The 16,274-nt window shown below is 71.1% G+C and carries 16 protein-coding genes and 1 pseudogene; 11 read left to right on the forward strand and 6 right to left on the reverse strand.

Going from position 1 to position 16,274, the window contains the following annotated elements; all coding sequences use genetic code 11:
* The 3 genes and pseudogenes from ABD378_RS10065 to ABD378_RS10075 all read right to left on the reverse strand — a co-directional run.
* Positions 1 to 465 (reverse strand): annotated as a pseudogene (locus tag ABD378_RS10065) (DUF7134 domain-containing protein); the annotation flags it as partial.
* Positions 466 to 626: 161 nt separating this feature from the next.
* Positions 627 to 905, reverse strand: coding sequence for a PspA-associated protein PspAA (pspAA, locus tag ABD378_RS10070; protein WP_344520223.1), 279 nt, complete (start codon positions 903 to 905; stop codon positions 627 to 629).
* A 27-nt stretch (positions 906 to 932) separates the two neighbouring features.
* The gene (locus ABD378_RS10075; RefSeq protein ID WP_344520224.1) at positions 933 to 1,724 is read right to left on the reverse strand and encodes a PspA/IM30 family protein; all 792 of its coding nucleotides are present in this window, start codon (positions 1,722 to 1,724) and stop codon (positions 933 to 935) included.
* A gap of 267 nt (positions 1,725 to 1,991) precedes the next feature.
* On the opposite strand from ABD378_RS10075, the gene ABD378_RS10080 reads away from it, so the two are divergent.
* The 3 genes from ABD378_RS10080 (at position 1,992) to ABD378_RS10090 (ending at position 4,624) form a co-directional block, all read left to right on the forward strand.
* Positions 1,992 to 2,618, forward strand: a complete 627-nt coding sequence (locus ABD378_RS10080) for a DUF3043 domain-containing protein (RefSeq protein WP_344520225.1) — start codon at positions 1,992 to 1,994, stop codon at positions 2,616 to 2,618.
* 74 nt (positions 2,619 to 2,692) lie between these two features.
* Positions 2,693 to 3,400 (forward strand): class I SAM-dependent methyltransferase, encoded by a 708-nt coding sequence (locus ABD378_RS10085; protein ID WP_344520226.1) that lies wholly within the window; start codon positions 2,693 to 2,695, stop codon positions 3,398 to 3,400.
* Between the two features lie 171 nt (positions 3,401 to 3,571).
* Positions 3,572 to 4,624, forward strand: coding sequence for a S1C family serine protease (locus ABD378_RS10090; RefSeq protein ID WP_344520227.1), 1,053 nt, complete (start codon positions 3,572 to 3,574; stop codon positions 4,622 to 4,624).
* Between the two features lie 63 nt (positions 4,625 to 4,687).
* Here ABD378_RS10090 and ABD378_RS10095 read toward each other — a convergent pair whose 3' ends face one another.
* The gene (locus ABD378_RS10095) at positions 4,688 to 4,909 is read right to left on the reverse strand and encodes a hypothetical protein (protein WP_344520228.1); all 222 of its coding nucleotides are present in this window, start codon (positions 4,907 to 4,909) and stop codon (positions 4,688 to 4,690) included.
* 91 nt (positions 4,910 to 5,000) lie between these two features.
* On the opposite strand from ABD378_RS10095, the gene ABD378_RS10100 reads away from it, so the two are divergent.
* Entirely contained in the window at positions 5,001 to 6,200 is a 1,200-nt protein-coding gene (locus tag ABD378_RS10100; protein WP_344520229.1) for a bifunctional adenosylcobinamide kinase/adenosylcobinamide-phosphate guanylyltransferase, read from the forward strand.
* Positions 6,201 to 6,226: 26 nt separating this feature from the next.
* Here the strand turns inward: ABD378_RS10100 and ABD378_RS10105 are convergent, their stop codons facing one another.
* Positions 6,227 to 6,958, reverse strand: coding sequence for a class I SAM-dependent methyltransferase (locus ABD378_RS10105; protein ID WP_344520230.1), 732 nt, complete (start codon positions 6,956 to 6,958; stop codon positions 6,227 to 6,229).
* A gap of 214 nt (positions 6,959 to 7,172) precedes the next feature.
* On the opposite strand from ABD378_RS10105, the gene cobT reads away from it, so the two are divergent.
* The 3 genes from cobT to ABD378_RS10120 are packed head-to-tail and all read left to right on the forward strand — an operon-like array spanning position 7,173 to position 10,873.
* The gene (cobT, locus tag ABD378_RS10110; protein WP_344520231.1) at positions 7,173 to 8,294 is read left to right on the forward strand and encodes a nicotinate-nucleotide--dimethylbenzimidazole phosphoribosyltransferase; all 1,122 of its coding nucleotides are present in this window, start codon (positions 7,173 to 7,175) and stop codon (positions 8,292 to 8,294) included.
* Positions 8,295 to 8,351: 57 nt separating this feature from the next.
* A complete protein-coding gene (locus ABD378_RS10115; RefSeq protein ID WP_344520232.1) occupies positions 8,352 to 10,154 on the forward strand; it encodes a phosphatidylglycerol lysyltransferase domain-containing protein in 1,803 nt (600 codons plus the stop codon).
* Complete coding sequence (locus tag ABD378_RS10120) at positions 10,151 to 10,873, forward strand: hypothetical protein (protein WP_344520233.1); 723 nt, start codon at positions 10,151 to 10,153, stop codon at positions 10,871 to 10,873. Before ABD378_RS10115 ends, ABD378_RS10120 begins: the two co-directional genes overlap by 4 nt.
* Here the strand turns inward: ABD378_RS10120 and ABD378_RS10125 are convergent.
* Positions 10,819 to 11,577 (reverse strand): hypothetical protein, encoded by a 759-nt coding sequence (locus ABD378_RS10125; RefSeq protein WP_344520234.1) that lies wholly within the window; start codon positions 11,575 to 11,577, stop codon positions 10,819 to 10,821. The genes ABD378_RS10120 and ABD378_RS10125 overlap by 55 nt on opposite strands.
* Positions 11,578 to 11,676: 99 nt before the next feature.
* On the opposite strand from ABD378_RS10125, the gene ABD378_RS10130 reads away from it, so the two are divergent.
* The 4 genes from ABD378_RS10130 to ABD378_RS10145 form a co-directional block, all read left to right on the forward strand.
* On the forward strand, positions 11,677 to 12,459 hold the full coding sequence (locus ABD378_RS10130; protein ID WP_344520235.1) for an adenosylcobinamide-GDP ribazoletransferase: 783 nt from the start codon (positions 11,677 to 11,679) through the stop codon (positions 12,457 to 12,459).
* 193 nt (positions 12,460 to 12,652) lie between these two features.
* Positions 12,653 to 14,176, forward strand: a complete 1,524-nt coding sequence (locus ABD378_RS10135) for a leucyl aminopeptidase (protein ID WP_344520236.1) — start codon at positions 12,653 to 12,655, stop codon at positions 14,174 to 14,176.
* 313 nt (positions 14,177 to 14,489) lie between these two features.
* A complete protein-coding gene (gene lpdA, locus ABD378_RS10140) occupies positions 14,490 to 15,878 on the forward strand; it encodes a dihydrolipoyl dehydrogenase (protein ID WP_344520237.1) in 1,389 nt (462 codons plus the stop codon).
* Between the two features lie 104 nt (positions 15,879 to 15,982).
* The coding region (locus tag ABD378_RS10145) for a biotin/lipoyl-containing protein (protein WP_344520238.1) at positions 15,983 to 16,274 on the forward strand (292 nt) is incomplete at its 3' end.

Below are 16,274 nucleotides of genomic sequence, written 5' to 3' on the forward strand. Positions count from 1 at the left end.
CATGCCGGTCCAGGCGAAGATGCCGAGGTTCTCCTGGGCGTACCAGGGCAGGGGGCCCGCCAGCATCGCGACTCCGGTGAGACCGGTGATGGTGACCACGCCGACGCGCCAGGTGGTGGGGCGGTTGGTGGTGGCGGCGACGGTGTAGAGGGCGATGACCGCGCTCATGACGACGGCCCCGCGGAACTCGCCGGTGATCAGGTCGACGACGGAGACGGCGCAGGTCGCGGCGAGCACGATCCACGGGGCGCGGCGGCGGAAGACCAGCGCGGTGGCGCCGAGCAGCATCAGGACGAGGCTGAGCGTGCCCGGGGTGCGCGTGCCCCACGAGGGGCCGCCGCCATGGCCGTACGGCTCGACGAAGGAGCCGATGACCATGCACACGAGGACGGCTGCCGCGAGGGCGGCGTCCACAGCCAGGGGGTGCGCCTTGGCCCAACAGCGGCCTCGCACGAGAGTGGTCACGCCTTAAACGGTACGGGGCCCTGCGGGCTGCTGGGACCGGTCTGAACGGCTCGCCCTTGCCGGGCGTTGCCGGGGTCCCGGCTCGGCCTCGTCTTCGCGACTGTCCTGTCCCGGCGCTTCGCGCCGGATCTTTCCCGCCCACCCACCCGATTGCCCCGCGGTCAGCCAGGGATCAGGCCGTCGTCGCTCAGCATTTCGCGGACCTCGTCCAGTGTCGCGTCCGGGGCCGGGAGGATCAGCTCCGAGGGTTCAAGCGCGTCGTCCGGCAACACGTCACCCAGCTCCCGGACCTTGTCGAGCAACGCGCCAAGCGTTCGGCGAAAGCCGGACTCGTCGCCGCTCTCCATCTCGGCGAGCAACTCGTCGTCCAGCTTGTTCAGTTCGGTGAAGTGGCTGTCGGCCAGCTTCACCTGCCCCTCCCCCATGATCCGTACGATCATGTCGCCCTCCTCGGACGTGAGCGGTGACTACTGCTTGTCGAAGCGCGGAGTGTCCTGCGGCTCCTTGGCCTGGGGCTGTCCCTGGCCCGGCTCGATGGCCTGCTTCGGCGTCGACCCGCCCGCCAGCTCGGCCTTCATCCGCTGCAGTTCCAGCTCTACATCAGTACCACCGGAGAGGCGATCCAGCTCGGACTGGATGTCGTCCTTGGCGAGCCCGGAGGAGTCGTCGAGGGCTCCGGAGGCCAGGAGCTCGTCGATCGCGCCCGCCCGCGCCTGGAGCTGCGCGGTCTTGTCCTCGGCGCGCTGGATCGCCATGCCGACGTCGCCCATCTCCTCGGAGATGCCGGAGAAGGCCTCGCCGATCCGGGTCTGCGCCTGGGCGGCGGTGTACGTGGCCTTGATCGTCTCCTTCTTCGTACGGAAGGCGTCGACCTTGGCCTGCAGGCGCTGCGCCGCGAGGGTGAGCTTCTCCTCCTCGCCCTGGAGCGTCTGGTGCTGCGTCTCCAGGTCGGTCACCTGCTGCTGCAGGGCCGCACGGCGCGAGAGCGCCTCGCGGGCCAGGTCCTCACGGCCGAGGGCGAGGGCCTTGCGGCCCTGGTCCTCAAGGGTGGAGGACTGCTTCTGGAGCTGGCTCAGCTGCAACTCCAGGCGCTTGCGCGAGGTCGCCACATCGGCGACACCGCGGCGCACCTTCTGGAGCAGCTCGAGCTGCTTCTGGTACGAGTAATCGAGGGTTTCGCGCGGGTCCTCGGCCCGGTCAAGGGCTTTGTTCGCCTTCGCGCGGAAGATCATCCCCATACGCTTCATGACACCGCTCATGGGCTTCGCGCGCCCCCTTCTGACGGACTTCCAGCTCCAGGTACTGCTCAGAACCCACAGTACGGGCCCTGCATCCATTACCGCACTGTTCGCGTGCGGATGCGCTCATCCCCAAGGACGACTGTGTCCGGCCGGGCTCAGGCGTAGGGAGTAGGTTCACCCCCGGGAACCGCCCGAAAACCGCTTGTAAACCACACGGAACGTCCCCTTAGCCACACAATCAAGACGCCCAGTGTTGCCGGATCGTTCCCCGTCGGGCGGGGGTCCATGCGTCCGCACCCCGTACCCTTGGGTTTTGTGTTCCGTAGCCGATCCAAGGACGAGAAGGCCCCGGCGAGCAAGGCCCCGGTGACCGACTCCCAGCAGCCCCGTGACCCCGAGGCCCCCAAGGGCCGCCCCACGCCCAAGCGCAGTGAGGCCCAGACCCAGCGCCGCAGCGTGGCCAATACGCCCACGTCGCGCAAGGAGGCGGCGAAGCGGCAGCGCACTGAACGCCGCGTCCAGATGGACAAGCAGCGCCAGGCACTCGCCAGCGGTGACGAGCGCTATCTGCCCGCCCGCGACAAGGGCCCGGTGCGCAAGTTCGCGCGCGACTTCGTCGACTCGCGGTTCTGCATCGCCGAGTTCTTCCTGCCGCTCGCCGTGATCATCCTCGTACTGAGCATGGTCCGGATCCCGCAGCTGCAGAACATCGCGCTGCTGCTCTGGCTCTTCGTGATCGTCCTGATCATCGTGGACTCGGTGACGACGGCGGTCCGCCTGAAGAAGCGCCTGAACGAGCGCTTCCCGAGCGAGAGCAAGAAGGGCGCAGTCGCCTACGCCCTGATGCGTACGCTCCAGATGCGCCGTCTGCGACTGCCGAAGCCGCAGGTCAAGCGCGGAGAGCGGCCCTGAGCGGTTTCGCCGGCGGGGCCGCCGCGTGGCTTGAGAAGCTGGGCGGCCTTCGCAATGCCGTACGCCAGGAGCTGGTGACCCGGCAGCTCGACGAGCAGATAGCCGGGCGCTTCCCCGTGGGGCAGCGGCTGCGGGTGCTCGATGTGGGCATGGGCCAGGGCACGCAGGCGCTGCGGCTCGCCCGCGCCGGGCACAAGGTGACGGGCGTCGAGCAGGATCCGGCGATGGTGGCCGCGGCGCGTACCGCGCTCGGCGCCGAGCCGGAGGGCATTCAGGGGCGGGTGCGCATCGTCGAGGGTGACGGGCGCGAGACCGGGGTGCATTTCCTGCCGGGCAGCTTCGACGTCGTGCTGTGCCACGGCGTGCTGATGTACGTCGAGGAGCCGGACGCGCTGCTCGCGGGCCTCGCCCGGATGCTGGCCCACGGAGGGCTGCTCTCCCTCCTCGTGCGGAACGCGGACGCGCTGGCCATGCGGCCGGGGCTCGCCGGGGACTGGTCGGGGGCGATGGCCGCGTTCGACTCCGTCGTCTACCGCAATCGGCTCGGCCTGGAGGCGCGGGCGGATCGGCTCGACGCGGTTTCCGCTTCGCTCTCGGGGATCGCGGCGCCGTTGCACGCCTGGTACGGGGTGCGGGTCTTCACCGACGGTGCGTCGGATGCGGCCCGGCCGCCGGAGGACGCGGAGTTGGCGGCCCTGCTCGCCGCCGAGGAGCGGGCGGGTCGTACTGACCCCTACCGCCGGGTCGCGGCTCTGCTGCACGTCTGCGGCGTGCGGGACTGAGGGGACCGCCGCTTCGCGGCGGATCTTTCCCGCCCACCCACCCGAGCACTCCGCAGCCGATCGGGGGGCAGGAGCCGGGATGCTTCCCGACACCATCAGAAACGAACCGCACCCCCCTGATCGGCGGTCTATTTCAGGGCGGCATATCGGGGCCAACGCGACACTCGGGGCATGAATGACTCGCGTATCCGTGCCATCAGCGTGACCGCCTCCCTTGTCTCAGCGCTCCTCGTCGCCGGCTGCTCAAGCCCCGGTTCCGGAGACTCCGGTGAGTCCACCACTCAGGCCGCGCCCATGGCGGAGAGCGATCTGCAGGACGACTACCAGCAGGTGATCAAGGACGTCCTGCCGTCGGTCGTCCAGATCGATGCCTCCGAGAGCCTCGGCTCCGGCGTCGTCTACGACAACAAGGGCCATGTCGTCACGAACGCCCATGTGGTGGGCAAGGAACGGACCTTCAAGGTCACGACGGCCACCGGCGAGCAGGCGCTCACCGCGAAGCTCGTCGTCTCCTACCCCGAGCAGGATCTCGCCGTCATCAAGCTCGACAATCCGCCGAGCGGGCTCAAGGCCGCGAAGTTCGCCGACTCCACCAAGGCCGAGGTCGGGCAGATCGTGCTCGCCATGGGTTCGCCGCTCGGCCTGTCCTCCAGCGTCACGCAGGGCATCATCTCCGCCACCGGCCGGACCGTCAGCGAGGGCCGTACGGACGGCGCGCCCGGGGCCACCATCGCGAACATGGTGCAGACGTCCGCCGCGATCAACCCGGGCAACAGCGGCGGCGCCCTGGTCACCCTCGACAGCGAGGTCATCGGCATTCCGACGCTCGCAGCGACCGACCCGGAGCTGGGCGACAGCGCGGCGCCGGGCATCGGGTTCGCGATCCCGTCCTCGATGGTGAAGACCGTCGCCGACCAGATCATCAAGGACGGCAAGGTCACCGACTCGGGCCGGGCCGCACTCGGCATCACGGGCCGTACGGTCCTCGGTGACGACTACAAGCCGGCGGGCGTCGCCGTCGTCGCCGCGCCGAAGGACGGCGGCGCGGCCGAGGCGGGCATCGAGGCCGGCGACATCATCACCAAGCTGGGCGACGCCGAGATCACCACGATCACCTCGCTCTCCGAGGCGCTCGCCGGTGAGAAGCCGGGCGACAAGGCGCAGGTGACGTACGTACGGGACGGCGCCGACAAGACCGCCGATGTCACGCTGGGCGAGATGTAGGGACGGCACGACGCGAGGGGGGTGGCCGCGGCTGCGGCCACCCCCCTCGCGTTCAGGCGTCACTCACCCCTGCGCCGCGTCCTGCGGGTGCAGGCTCATCGGCCCATAGATCTTGTTCGCGTCCTCGAAGAGCGACACCTGGTCGGCGCCGCCCTCGGCGAGCTCTTTCCAGAACTCGCCGACCCACGACTCCGCGTCCCCCTGAGTCGTGAACTCCTCGGGCGTCAGTGCGGGCTGGACCTCCGTCCCGTCCGCCTTCTCGAACCGCCACGTCCATGCCGCCATGTCAGCCTCCCGAATGGTCCGACAGCTCTGTGAAGCCGCTTGAAGCCTAGCCGGGCGAGCGGCGCTCGCGGCGACGCGGGAGGATCTTCCTGTGGAACTGACTCTGCTCGGCACCGGCGACCCCGAAGGCCTGCCCCGCCCCGGCTGCCCCTGCGCGGCCTGCGCGACCGCACTCGGCGGCGCCGCACGTGCCGCGACGGCACTGCTCGTGGACGGCGTCCTGCTGCTCGACCTCACCCCTGGCGCCGCCTTCGCGGCCGCACGCTCCGGGCACTCGCTCGGCGGTGTACGCCAGGTTCTGCTCTCCCATCCGCACGACGGCCCCTCCGTGGAGGTACCGGCAGGACTTCCGCAGCCGGGCCGGGTGCCCGACGGGCGGGAGCTCGCGCTGCTCACCGGGCACCGGGTGCGCGCGGTGGCGATGGACCACCCGGGCACGGGGTACGAGGTCGTGGGCCCCGACGGGGAGCGGCTGCTGTATCTGCCGCCGGACGGCGCGCCCGCCGGGGTGCCGGACGGGCATCCCGCGTACGAGATGGTCCTCGCCGATGTCATCGGGCGCCCCGACGGGCTCGCGCGGCTGCGGGCGGCGGGTGCGATCGGGCCGACCACGGACGTCGTAGCCGTCCATCTGGGCCATGAGGTGCCGCCGGGCGCGGAGCTGGACCGCAGGCTGGCCGCCGCCGGCGCGCGGGCCGTGCCGGACGGGACGACGCTGGTGGTCGGCGCCTATGAGGAGGTGCCGGACGTGCCGCGCCGCACCCTCGTCATCGGCGGCGCCCGCTCCGGGAAGTCGGTGGAGGCCGAGCGCCGCCTGGAGGCCTTCCCCGCGGTGCTTTACGTGGCCACGGGCGGGACCAGGAACGGCGACTCCGAGTGGGCGGACCGGGTGAGCGCCCACCGTGAGCGGCGGCCCGGGTCGTGGAGCACCACCGAGACCTGCGACCTCGTGCCGCTGCTCGCCGAGGACGGCCCTCCCCTGCTCATCGACTGCCTGTCGCTGTGGCTGACGTACGCCATGGACGAGGTGAACGCGTGGGACGACGACGAATGGGCGGGCGGGGGCGAGCGGGCGCTGCGCAAGCGGGTCGCCGAGCTCACGGACGCGGTGCGCACGACCCGGCGCACGGTCGTCGCCGTCTCGAACGAGGTCGGCTCCGGCATCGTGCCCGCGACCGCGTCGGGCCGCCGCTACCGCGATGAACTGGGCCGTCTCAACGCGGCGTTCGCGGCGGAGTGCGAGCACGTGCTCCTTGTCGTGGCGGGCCAGGCGCTCACCCTGCGCGGCTGACCCGGCCGCTCACCCATCCGTCGTGCCTAAGGGTTCCGGCGGGCGATGACCCGGTAGGCGTTGGAGAACCGGGTGCGGCTGACCAGGGGGGCGAGGATCCGGTCGGCCAGGGCCGCGGCGGCCAGGAGCGGGACCGCGACGCGGGCCGCCGCGCGGATCCGGCCGAGGGTGAAGGCGAGGCCCGCGGTCAGGTCGAACGGGATGTGCGGCTCGCGCCGGTCGGTGGCCACGACGGTGTAGCCGAGGCTCTCAAGATCGCGATGGAGGGCCGCGAGCGGGATGCGGTGGTAGGGCTCGGGCCGGATCCATCCCTTGCCGAGGATTCTGGCGTACCGGCTCTCCGGGACGGGGACCTCGATCATCAGATGGCCACCGGGCCGCAACACCGTGCGGGCGGCGATGAGTTCGATGCGCGGGTCGGCGCTGCGCTCCAGGTAGTGGAACATGCTCAGCGCGTCGTAGCGCCCCGCGAGCCTCGGCGCCAGGTCGGCGAGAAGCCCGCGATGGGCCTCCTCCAGGCGGCCGGCCCTGCGGCCGCCCTCCACGCGCTCGGTGAGGTCGAGGCCGTCGAAGGCGGTGTACGGGTGCACCTCCTGGGCGACGGCGGGGAAGTGCCCGTGCCCGGTGTCGATGTCCAGCCAGCTCTCGGGCTCGATGAACCGGCCCATCGCCCGGGCCCGGGCCTGGTGGCGGCGGGTGGCGTGCGGGACGGCGAAGATCTTCTCGGCCTGGGCGGCGGCGGCCTGGGCGGCGTCCATGGGCGTGGCAGGCTCCTCTGTCCGGCGGTGCGAGCGGTGCGAGCGGTGCGCATGCGAGTAGCACGACAAACCGCTCCAAACGGTACGTAAGGGATGATCGACACCGGCGCAACGACACCGTGGAGGCGGCGCGTTCCGCGGTGACGCTCGCGCGGGAATGCCTGGTGCCGGGCCGTTCGAACCGGGGCCGGGCCCTGCCGGTACTGTTCGGCGAATGAGCTCGCTGAATCTCGACGACTTCACCGACCTGATCGAGCGGCCCGACGGCGGGGTGCGCCGCGACGCCGAGGAGCGCAGGGAGCGGCAGAGCGTGCCGCCCGGGGCGCTCGGCCGCCTGGACGATCTCGGCGAGTGGCTTTCCGCGGCCCAGTCATCGGTGCCGGTCAAGCCGATCGAGCGGCCGCGCGTGATCCTCTTCGCGGGTGACCACGGGGTCGCCGGACTCGATGTGTCCGCGCGGCCCGCGGGCAGCGCGGCCGAGCTCGTCCGCGCCGTACTCTCCGGCGCGAGTCCCGTCGCCGTCCTCGCGCGCGGTCTCGACGTACCCGTGCGGGTCGTCGACATGGCCCTGGACTGCGACCCTGCCGAGCTGCCCGCCGAGGTGGCGGGGCACCGGGTGCGGCGCGGCTCGGGACGCGTCGACATCGAGGACGCGCTCACGTCCGACGAGGCCGAGGCCGCGGTGCGGGCCGGGATGGCCGTCGCCGACGAGGAGGCGGACTCCGGTACCGACCTGGTCGTGCTCGGCGATGTGAGCGTCGGCGGGACGACTCCCGCGGCGACGCTGGTCGCCGCGCTGTGCGGGACCGACGCGTCCGTGGTGACCGGCCGGGGCGGCGCGCCGATCGACGACCTCGCGTGGATGCGCAAGTGCGCGGCGGTCCGGGATTCCCTGCGGCGGGCGCGGCCCGTCCTCGGGGATCAGCTGGAGCTGCTCGCGACGGTGGGCGGTGCGGACATCGCCGCCATGACCGGGTTCCTGCTGCAGTGCGCGGTGCGGCGCACGCCGGTCATCCTGGACGGGGTCGTGGCATCGGCGGCGGCGCTCGTGGCCCAGCGGGTCGCCTTCCGGGCGCCGGACTGGTGGCTCGCCGGGCACAGCAGCGGGGAGCCCGCGCAGGCCAAGGCCCTGGACCGGATGGCGCTCGACCCCGTGCTCGAACAGGGCGTGCAGGTGGGCGAAGGCCTGGGGGCGCTGCTCGCGCTGCCGCTGGTGCGGGCCGCGGCGGCGCTCTCCGCGGAGCTGCCCGAGCGGGAGCCTGAGCCCGAGGCGGAGTCCGAGTCGGAGTCCGAGCCGGATCCCGAGGCCGAGGCCCGGGAGCCCGAAGCGGAGTAGGCGGCGCGGCTGGTCACAGCCGAAGACGGCCCGGCATGGCCCATATGATCCCTTTTCATGGGAGATGAGCAATCTGCTGCCGGGCGCCGTCGCGATCTGCGTAGGCGGCGGCTCGCCGCAGCCTTCAGTGTCTGGTACCTCCGCGCCGTCACCTTCATCAACTTTCTGAGCGCGGCCTGGGTCTCCCTCGGGCAGGATCTGCGGCGGCACAACACCGAGAACTACTTCACGCCGTATCTGCTCACCGCGGGCTTCGCCTCCGGCGCTTTCACGATGTTTCTGGCGATCACGATGCGCCGCCGCAAACGCGCCGCCTGGATCCTCAACCTCGTACTCAGCGGGCTCTTTCTGCTCCTCTTCGCGTTCGCGATGATCTTTCCGGAGATCCGCCGTTACCCGCAGAACTGGATCTCCCTCGTCCTGACAGCCGCGTTCGTCGCCTCACTCATCGTCGGGCGGCGGGAGTTCTACGCCAAGGGCGACCGCTCCAACCCGAAGCTCGCCGCGGCCGTCGCCGTCGGCGGGCTCCTGGTGACCTCGCTGATCGCCGCGTTCCTGGTCACCGTCACCAACCGCGCGCACGACGACTACCGTTCGACCTTCCTCGACCGCTGGCGCTACGGCACGATGCGCCTGGTCTCGCTGGCCGCCGACGACAGGCGGTTCGAGGGCATCACCACGCCCGGCTGGGTCAACGTCACCATCAACGTGCTCAGCACGCTTCTCCTCCTGGCCGTCCTGTACGCCGCGTTCCGCTCGCGCAAGGCGGTCGACCCGCTCACCGAGGACGACGAGCGCAAGCTGCACGAGCTGCTCGGCAAGTACGGCGAGCGCGACTCGCTCGGCTACTTCGCGCTGCGCCGCGAGAAGAGCGTCGTGTGGTCGCCGAGTGGCAAGGCGGCGGTCGCCTACCGGGTGATCGGGGGCGTCTCGCTCGCCTCCGGTGATCCGATCGGGGATCCGGAGGCCTGGCCGGGCGCCATCGAGCCCTGGCTCGCCGACGCCCGCGAGCACGGCTGGATCCCCGCCGTGATGGGCGCGGGCGAGGAGGCGGGCACGATCTACGCCCGGCACGGCCTCGACGCCCTTGAGCTTGGCGACGAAGCCATCGTCGAAACCGACGAGTTCACGCTGGAGGGGCGGGCCATGCGGACGGTCCGGCAGGCGTACAACCGGGTCAAGCGGGCCGGTTACGAGGTGCGGATCCGCCGCCACGAGGACATCCCGGCCGACGAGATGGCGTACCTGCTCAAGCGGGCCGACGACTGGCGCGACGGGGCCACCGAGCGCGGCTTCTCCATGGCGCTCGGGCGGCTCGGGGATCCCGAGGACGGGCGGTGCGTGATGCTCGAATGCACCGATGGCAATGGGGAGTTGAGAGCAGTGCTCTCCTTCGTGCCGTGGGGCCCGCACGGCCTGTCCCTCGATCTGATGCGGCGCGACCGCGACTCCGAGAACGGCCTGATGGAGTTCATGGTCATCGAGCTGCTCCAGCGCGCCGCCGAGATCAAGATCACTCAGGTCTCGCTGAACTTCGCGATGTTCAGGTCGGTCTTCGAGCGTGGCTCGCGGCTCGGCGCGGGCCCGGTCCTGCGGCTGTGGCGCTCGCTGCTCACCTTCTTCTCGCGGTGGTGGCAGATCGAGTCGCTGTACCGCGCCAACGCGAAGTACCGCCCGATCTGGGAACCCCGCTTCCTTCTCTTCGAGAAGAGCGGCGACCTGCCGCGCATCGGCATCGCGTCGGCCCGCGCGGAGGGCTTCCTGGAAGCGCCGGGCCTGCCAAGGGGGTCCCTCCCTGTTCGAGCGCAGCCGAGAACTTGGGGGCGGCTGCACCGCAAGCACCTGGAGTCCCGACGATGAGCACCCCCGCCCCGGCCAGGACCCGGCCGGTCCTGCTCGCCCGCCTGGCCCGCGGCGAGTGGGGGCCGCTGTACACCGCCGTGCGCCGCGGCATCGCCGAGCGGCGGTGGAGGGCGGCGCCCATGACGCTGGCCGCCGTCTGCCTGACCGCCCTCTTCCAGTTCGTGCAGAACCAGTCCTGGGGCTATCAGTTCGTACAGAACATCGGCTCCGTACGGGCCGAGGACCCGCTCTGGCTCGCCCTGCTGCGCACCCCGCTCTCGCTCTTCGTGCCCGCCCTCGACCTGCCCGTCTGGGGCGCGCTCGCACAGATCCTGCTGGTGTTCGGCATCGCGGAGATCTGCGTCGGCTGGTGGCGCACGCTCGTCATCGGCTACGCGGCCACCCTCGCGGGCACGCTCTACGCGCGCGTGGGCATCGAGTGGGGTCCCGGCCATCCGCTGGGGCTCCCCGCCTCCGACGCGCAGGTCGTCGACACCGGTCCTTCCGCCGCGGTGGTCGGGCTCGCGGTCTACGTGTGCTGGCGCTACCGGGCCTGGTTCACGGCGGGGCTCGTGATCGCCGTGATGGTCGTCGAGGTGTTCGTCAAGAACAACCTCGCGGGCAAGGAGCATCTGGCGGCGATCGCCGCTGTGTTGGTGCTGTGTGCCTGCTCGGCGGGGCTTCAGCGGCGCGGGCGTGCCAGTTCCGGGTCGGGTTTGCCGCCGATCCAGTCCTGAATCTTGCGGCGCGGGCCCGCCCAGCGGCGGTCGTGGCGGAAGGCGCGCAGGGCCGCGCGGGCACGGGCGCGGTGCCGGTTGCGGTAGAAGCGCCTCGCCCACGCCGACCCCGGGCGGGCGAGGCGGACGGCGCCCACCAGTGCGACGAACGGTACGACGACGCCGATCAGGGCCGTACGCAGCTTGCCCTTGACCAGGGCCACCAGGGCGAAGCAGCAGTTGACGGCGATGTTCAGGGCGAGGCCCGCGCGGTTGCCCCGCTCCTCAGGTGTCATGTCGTTCACCCCGAACGGCGTGAAGCCGGTGAGGATGAGCACGACCAGGGCCGCCGTGAGCATCACGACCTCGACGCTCTTGCGGCCCTGCTCGCCCCAGTAGACGTCGTCGAGGTAGAGGATCAGCGCGAACTCGTCGAGTACGAGACCGGCGCCCACGCCGAAGATGACCGCCGCGAACATCGAGGCGAGGCTGTGCCGGCCGGCCGCGACCGCCCAGAATCCCCCCACGAGCATGAGGAAGATGCCGGGCACCACGTGGTGGATGTGGACGTCGCCCGTGCTGATGTTCCGGAACGGGCCTTTGCCCGCGCGGATCAGGCGGGTGATGGTCCGGGTGATCAGGAAGGTGGCCACGAAGGAGAGCAGGGCCAGGAGGAGCGGCAGCTTCCCCGGCTCCGTGATGTTCCGGTACCACCAGTCACCCATGGGGCCATCCTGGGCCGGGGATCCGCTTGCCGCACTTCGCTGCGGGCACGTGGGGGCTCTGCGCCGCGGCTCCCCGCAGCTCCCAGGTAATCTTCCGCGGTGCCTCGAACCTCCCCCGCCGACGGCCTCCGCTTCGCCTTCGGCACCCTCACCGCGCTCCCGGTCCACGTCACCAAGTGGGACCGTGACGCCGCCCGCGCAGGGATGATCTGCGCCCCCCTGGCAGGGCTGGTGGTCGGCCTGTGCGCGGCAGCGGTGGGAGCCGCGCTCATGGCCCTCGGCGCAGGCCCACTGCTCGCCGCCACAGCGACCGCCGCAACCCCCGCGGCGCTCACCCGCGGCCTGCACCTCGACGGCCTCGCCGACACCGCCGACGGCCTCGGCAGCGCCAAACCCGCCGACCAGGCGCTCCGCATCATGAAGCAGTCCGACGTCGGCCCCTTCGGCGTCATCACCCTGCTCTTCACCCTGCTCGCCCAAGTGGCCGTGCTCTTCCAGTTGTACGAAGCCTCATGGACCCGGGGCGCACTCGCGTCGGTCGTCGCCGCGACCGCCGCCCGCCTCGCCCTCACCCTGGCCGCCCGCAAGGGCATCCCACCGGCCCGCCCGGAGGGACTGGGCGCGGCGGTGGCCGGGACGGTTCCCCGGGGCGCCGCCCTGCTCGCGGCAGCGCTCGTCACCGCCGTGGCCGCGCTCGCCGCCTCGCCCTTCGGGACGTACGAGACCGTGCAGTACGCGGCCGCCGTCGTGCTGGCGGTCTGCGCAGCCGAACTCCTCCTGAGGCACTGCGTCCGCCGCTTCGGCGGCATCACCGGGGACGTCTTCGGCGCGCTCGCCGAGACCGCCGCCACAGCGGCCCTGGTCGCCCTGGCCCTCGGCTGAACCGCATCGCCCCACGCCTCGTTGAAACATAAATGCGGCGCCACGAACGGATGAATCTCCACCGACACGATCGAATGGGCGCGACGCGCGTAGGCTCATGTTCGGTGCCTTTCCGGCCCGTTCTAGGCTGGCGCCGGGCGGGTCGACCCACCCCATCGGCCAAGGAACTCAACGGAAGCGAGAATTCACCACCGTGACTGCTCTGACTCTCAGCACTGCCGCCGCGTCCGGCCTCCGTGCCGACGCGATCGTCGTCGGTGTCGCGAAGGGCGCCAAGGGTCCGGTCGTCGCGCCGGGCGCCGAGGCCGTGGACAAGGCGTACGACGGCAAGCTCGCGTCCGTCCTGGAGACCCTCGGCGCCTCGGGCGCCGAGGGCGAGGTGACCAAGCTGCCCGCGCCCTCCGGCTTCAAGGCGCCGGTCGTCGTCGCGGTCGGTCTCGGCACGGTGCCGGAGAAGGACGAGACGTACGGCACCGACGCCCTGCGCCGCGCCGCCGGCACTGCCGCGCGCGCCCTGTCCGGCTCGAAGAAGGCCGCGTTCGCGCTGCCCGCCGAGGACGCCGAGGACACCGGCGCCATCGCCGAGGGCGCGCTGCTCGGCGCGTACTCCTTCGACGCGTACAAGGAAAACGGTTCCGCGAAGGGCAAGGACGCCAAGGGCCCGCTCGCCGAGATCGCCCTGCTCGGCGGCAAGCCCCGCGACAAGGCGTACAAGGCCGCCGTCGAGCGCGCCACCGCCGTGTCCGAGGAGCTCAACCGCGCCCGCGACCTCATCAACACGCCGCCGAACGACCTGAACCCCGAGGCCTTCGCCGCGGTCGCCTCCGCGGCCGCCAAGGAACACGGCATCAAGGTCCAGGTCCTGGACGAGAAGGCCCTCGGCAAGGGCGGCTTCGGCGGCATCCTCGGCGTCGGCATCGGCTCGGACGCCCCGCCGCGCCTGGTCAAGCTCTCGTACACGTCGTCCAAGGCGAAGAAGCACCTCGCCTTCGTCGGCAAGGGCATCACGTACGACTCGGGCGGCATCTCGCTGAAGCCCGCCGGTCACAACGAGACGATGAAGTGCGACATGGCCGGTGCCGCGGCCGTCTTCGCCGCCGTCGTCTCCGCCGCGCGCCTGGGCCTCGAAGTGAACGTCACCGGCTGGCTGGCGCTCGCCGAGAACATGCCGTCGGGCTCGGCGACCCGCCCCGGCGACGTCCTTCGCATGTACAGCGGCAAGACCGTCGAGGTGCTCAACACGGACGCCGAGGGCCGCCTGGTCCTGGCCGACGCGATCGCCAAGGCCTCCGAGGACAAGCCCGACGCGATCGTCGACGTGGCCACGCTGACCGGCGCGATGATGATGGCGCTCGGCAACCGCACCTTCGGCATCATGGCCAACGACGACGCGTTCCGTGCCGCGATCCACGACGTCTCCCTGGAGGCGGGCGAGGACTCCTGGCCGATGCCGCTGCCCGAGCACCTCTTGAAGGGCATGGACTCCCCCACCGCCGACATCGCCAACATGGGCGAGCGCATGGGCGGCGGTCTGGTGGCCGGTCTCTTCCTGAAGGAGTTCGTCGGCGAGGGCATCACCTGGGCGCACCTGGACATCGCGGGCCCGGCCTTCAACGAGGGCGGCCCGTTCGGCTACACGCCCAAGGGCGGCACCGGCACCGCGGTCCGCACCCTGGTCCGCCTCGCGGAGCGCACGGCCGCGGGCGACCTCGGCTGACCGCAGAGCCTTCGTACGCAGACCGGGGCCCGGACGTCCAGATGTCCGGGCCCCGGTCTGCACATGTCTGATTTCGCCCTCGACGAAATCCGTACGTTCATACGCCTGGGTTACACCCTCACGTGGCGAATCAGACATCTCACAGCCCGGCCCGCCGTCCCACCACCCGCCGACAAGTGCGAAGATGGGTTCTCGGCAGGACAGGGCCCCCACCACAGGGCCGAAACAAGAGCGGCCGATACCAGCCGACCGACCGGTCGTCCCCCGAGAAAAAGGGGTCCGGCGTACGGCGCACATGCATGGAGGACGTGACGTGGCGAACGACGCCAGCACCGTTTTCGACCTAGTGATCCTCGGCGGCGGTAGCGGCGGTTACGCCGCGGCACTGCGCGCGTCGCAGCTGGGCCTGGACGTCGCCCTGATCGAGAAGGGCAAGGTCGGCGGCACCTGCCTGCACAACGGCTGCATCCCTACGAAGGCGCTGCTGCACGCCGGTGAGATCGCCGACCAGGCTCGCGAGGCCGACCAGTTCGGCGTGAAGGCCACCTTCGACGGCATCGACATGGCGGCCGTCCACAAGTACAAGGACGACGTGATCTCGGGCCTCTACAAGGGCCTGCAGGGACTCATCGCCTCGCGCAAGGTGACGTACATCGAGGGCGAGGGCAAGCTTTCGTCCCCGACCTCCGTGGACGTGAACGGCCAGCGCGTCCAGGGCCGCCACGTGCTTCTCGCGACCGGCTCCGTGCCGAAGTCGCTGCCGGGCCTGGAGATCGACGGCAACCGCATCATCTCCTCGGACCACGCCCTGGTCATGGACCGCGTGCCGAAGTCCGCGATCATCCTGGGCGGCGGCGTCATCGGCGTCGAGTTCGCCTCGGCGTGGAAGTCCTTCGGGGCCGAGGTCACCGTCGTCGAGGGCCTCAAGCACCTCGTGCCGGTCGAGGACGAGAACTCCTCGAAGCTTCTTGAGCGCGCGTTCCGCAAGCGCGGCATCAAGTTCAACCTCGGCACCTTCTTCGACAAGGCCGAGTACACGCAGGACGGCGTCCGCGTGACCCTCGCCGACGGCAAGACCTTCGAGGCCGAGGTGCTGCTTGTCGCCATCGGCCGCGGCCCGGTCTCCGCCGGTCTCGGCTATGAGGAGCAGGGCGTCGCGATGGACCGCGGGTTCGTCCTGGTCGACGAGTACATGCAGACCAACGTCCCGACCGTCTCGGCCGTGGGCGACCTGGTGCCGACGCTCCAGCTCGCGCACGTCGGCTTCGCCGAGGGCATCCTGGTGGCGGAGCGCCTGGCCGGTCTCAAGACCGTCCCGATCGACTACGACGGCGTGCCGAAGGTGACGTACTGCCACCCCGAGGTCGCCTCCGTGGGCATCACCGAGGCCAAGGCCAAGGAGATCTACGGCGCGGACAAGGTCGTCGCCCTCAAGTACAGCCTGGCGGGCAACGGCAAGAGCAAGATCCTCAAGACCGCGGGCGAGATCAAGCTCGTCCAGGTCAAGGACGGTGCCGTGGTCGGCGTCCACATGGTCGGCGACCGCATGGGCGAGCAGGTCGGCGAAGCCCAGCTGATCTACAACTGGGAGGCGCTGCCCGCAGAGGTCGCCCAGCTGATCCACGCCCACCCGACGCAGAACGAGGCGATGGGCGAGGCCCACCTGGCCCTCGCGGGCAAGCCGCTGCACTCCCACGACTGAGCCCCCTCAGTTTTCGGGCGCGACGACCTAGACTTCCTTCCCCAAGCTCTCGACTTCGCTCGAGCAGGGGAGGCCCCAATTTTTCGTAAGGAGCAACTGAAACCATGGCGGTTTCCGTATCCCTTCCGGCGCTCGGCGAGAGCGTCACCGAGGGCACTGTCACCCGTTGGCTGAAGGCCGAGGGCGAGCGCGTCGAGGCCGACGAGCCGTTGCTCGAGGTCTCGACCGACAAGGTCGACACCGAGATCCCCTCCCCGGCCGCAGGCATCCTGGCGTCCATCAAGGTCGCCGAGGACGAGACCGTCGAGGTCGGCGCGGAGCTGGCCGTCAACGACGACGGCAGCGGTGCGCCCGCCGCCGAGTCCGCCCCGGCCGCCGAGCCCGCGCAGGCCGAGG

Origin of the sequence: Streptomyces rectiviolaceus (assembly GCF_039533825.1) — a bacterium.
Classification (GTDB): Bacteria; Actinomycetota; Actinomycetes; order Streptomycetales; family Streptomycetaceae; genus Streptomyces; species Streptomyces rectiviolaceus.

Excerpts from the sequence above, each read along its gene's own strand:
- pspAA (WP_344520223.1), bottom strand. The coding sequence starts at position 905 with ATGATCGTACGGATCATGGGGGAGGGGCAGGTGAAGCTGGCCGACAGC.
- ABD378_RS10075 (WP_344520224.1), bottom strand. The coding sequence starts at position 1,724 with ATGAGCGGTGTCATGAAGCGTATGGGGATGATCTTCCGCGCGAAGGCG.
- ABD378_RS10080 (WP_344520225.1), top strand. The coding sequence starts at position 1,992 with ATGCGTCCGCACCCCGTACCCTTGGGTTTTGTGTTCCGTAGCCGATCC.
- ABD378_RS10090 (WP_344520227.1), top strand. The coding sequence starts at position 3,572 with ATGAATGACTCGCGTATCCGTGCCATCAGCGTGACCGCCTCCCTTGTC.
- ABD378_RS10095 (WP_344520228.1), bottom strand. The coding sequence starts at position 4,909 with ATGGCGGCATGGACGTGGCGGTTCGAGAAGGCGGACGGGACGGAGGTC.
- ABD378_RS10105 (WP_344520230.1), bottom strand. The coding sequence starts at position 6,958 with ATGGACGCCGCCCAGGCCGCCGCCGCCCAGGCCGAGAAGATCTTCGCC.
- cobT (WP_344520231.1), top strand. The coding sequence starts at position 7,173 with ATGAGCTCGCTGAATCTCGACGACTTCACCGACCTGATCGAGCGGCCC.
- ABD378_RS10115 (WP_344520232.1), top strand. The coding sequence starts at position 8,352 with ATGGGAGATGAGCAATCTGCTGCCGGGCGCCGTCGCGATCTGCGTAGG.
- ABD378_RS10120 (WP_344520233.1), top strand. The coding sequence starts at position 10,151 with ATGAGCACCCCCGCCCCGGCCAGGACCCGGCCGGTCCTGCTCGCCCGC.
- ABD378_RS10125 (WP_344520234.1), bottom strand. The coding sequence starts at position 11,577 with ATGGGTGACTGGTGGTACCGGAACATCACGGAGCCGGGGAAGCTGCCG.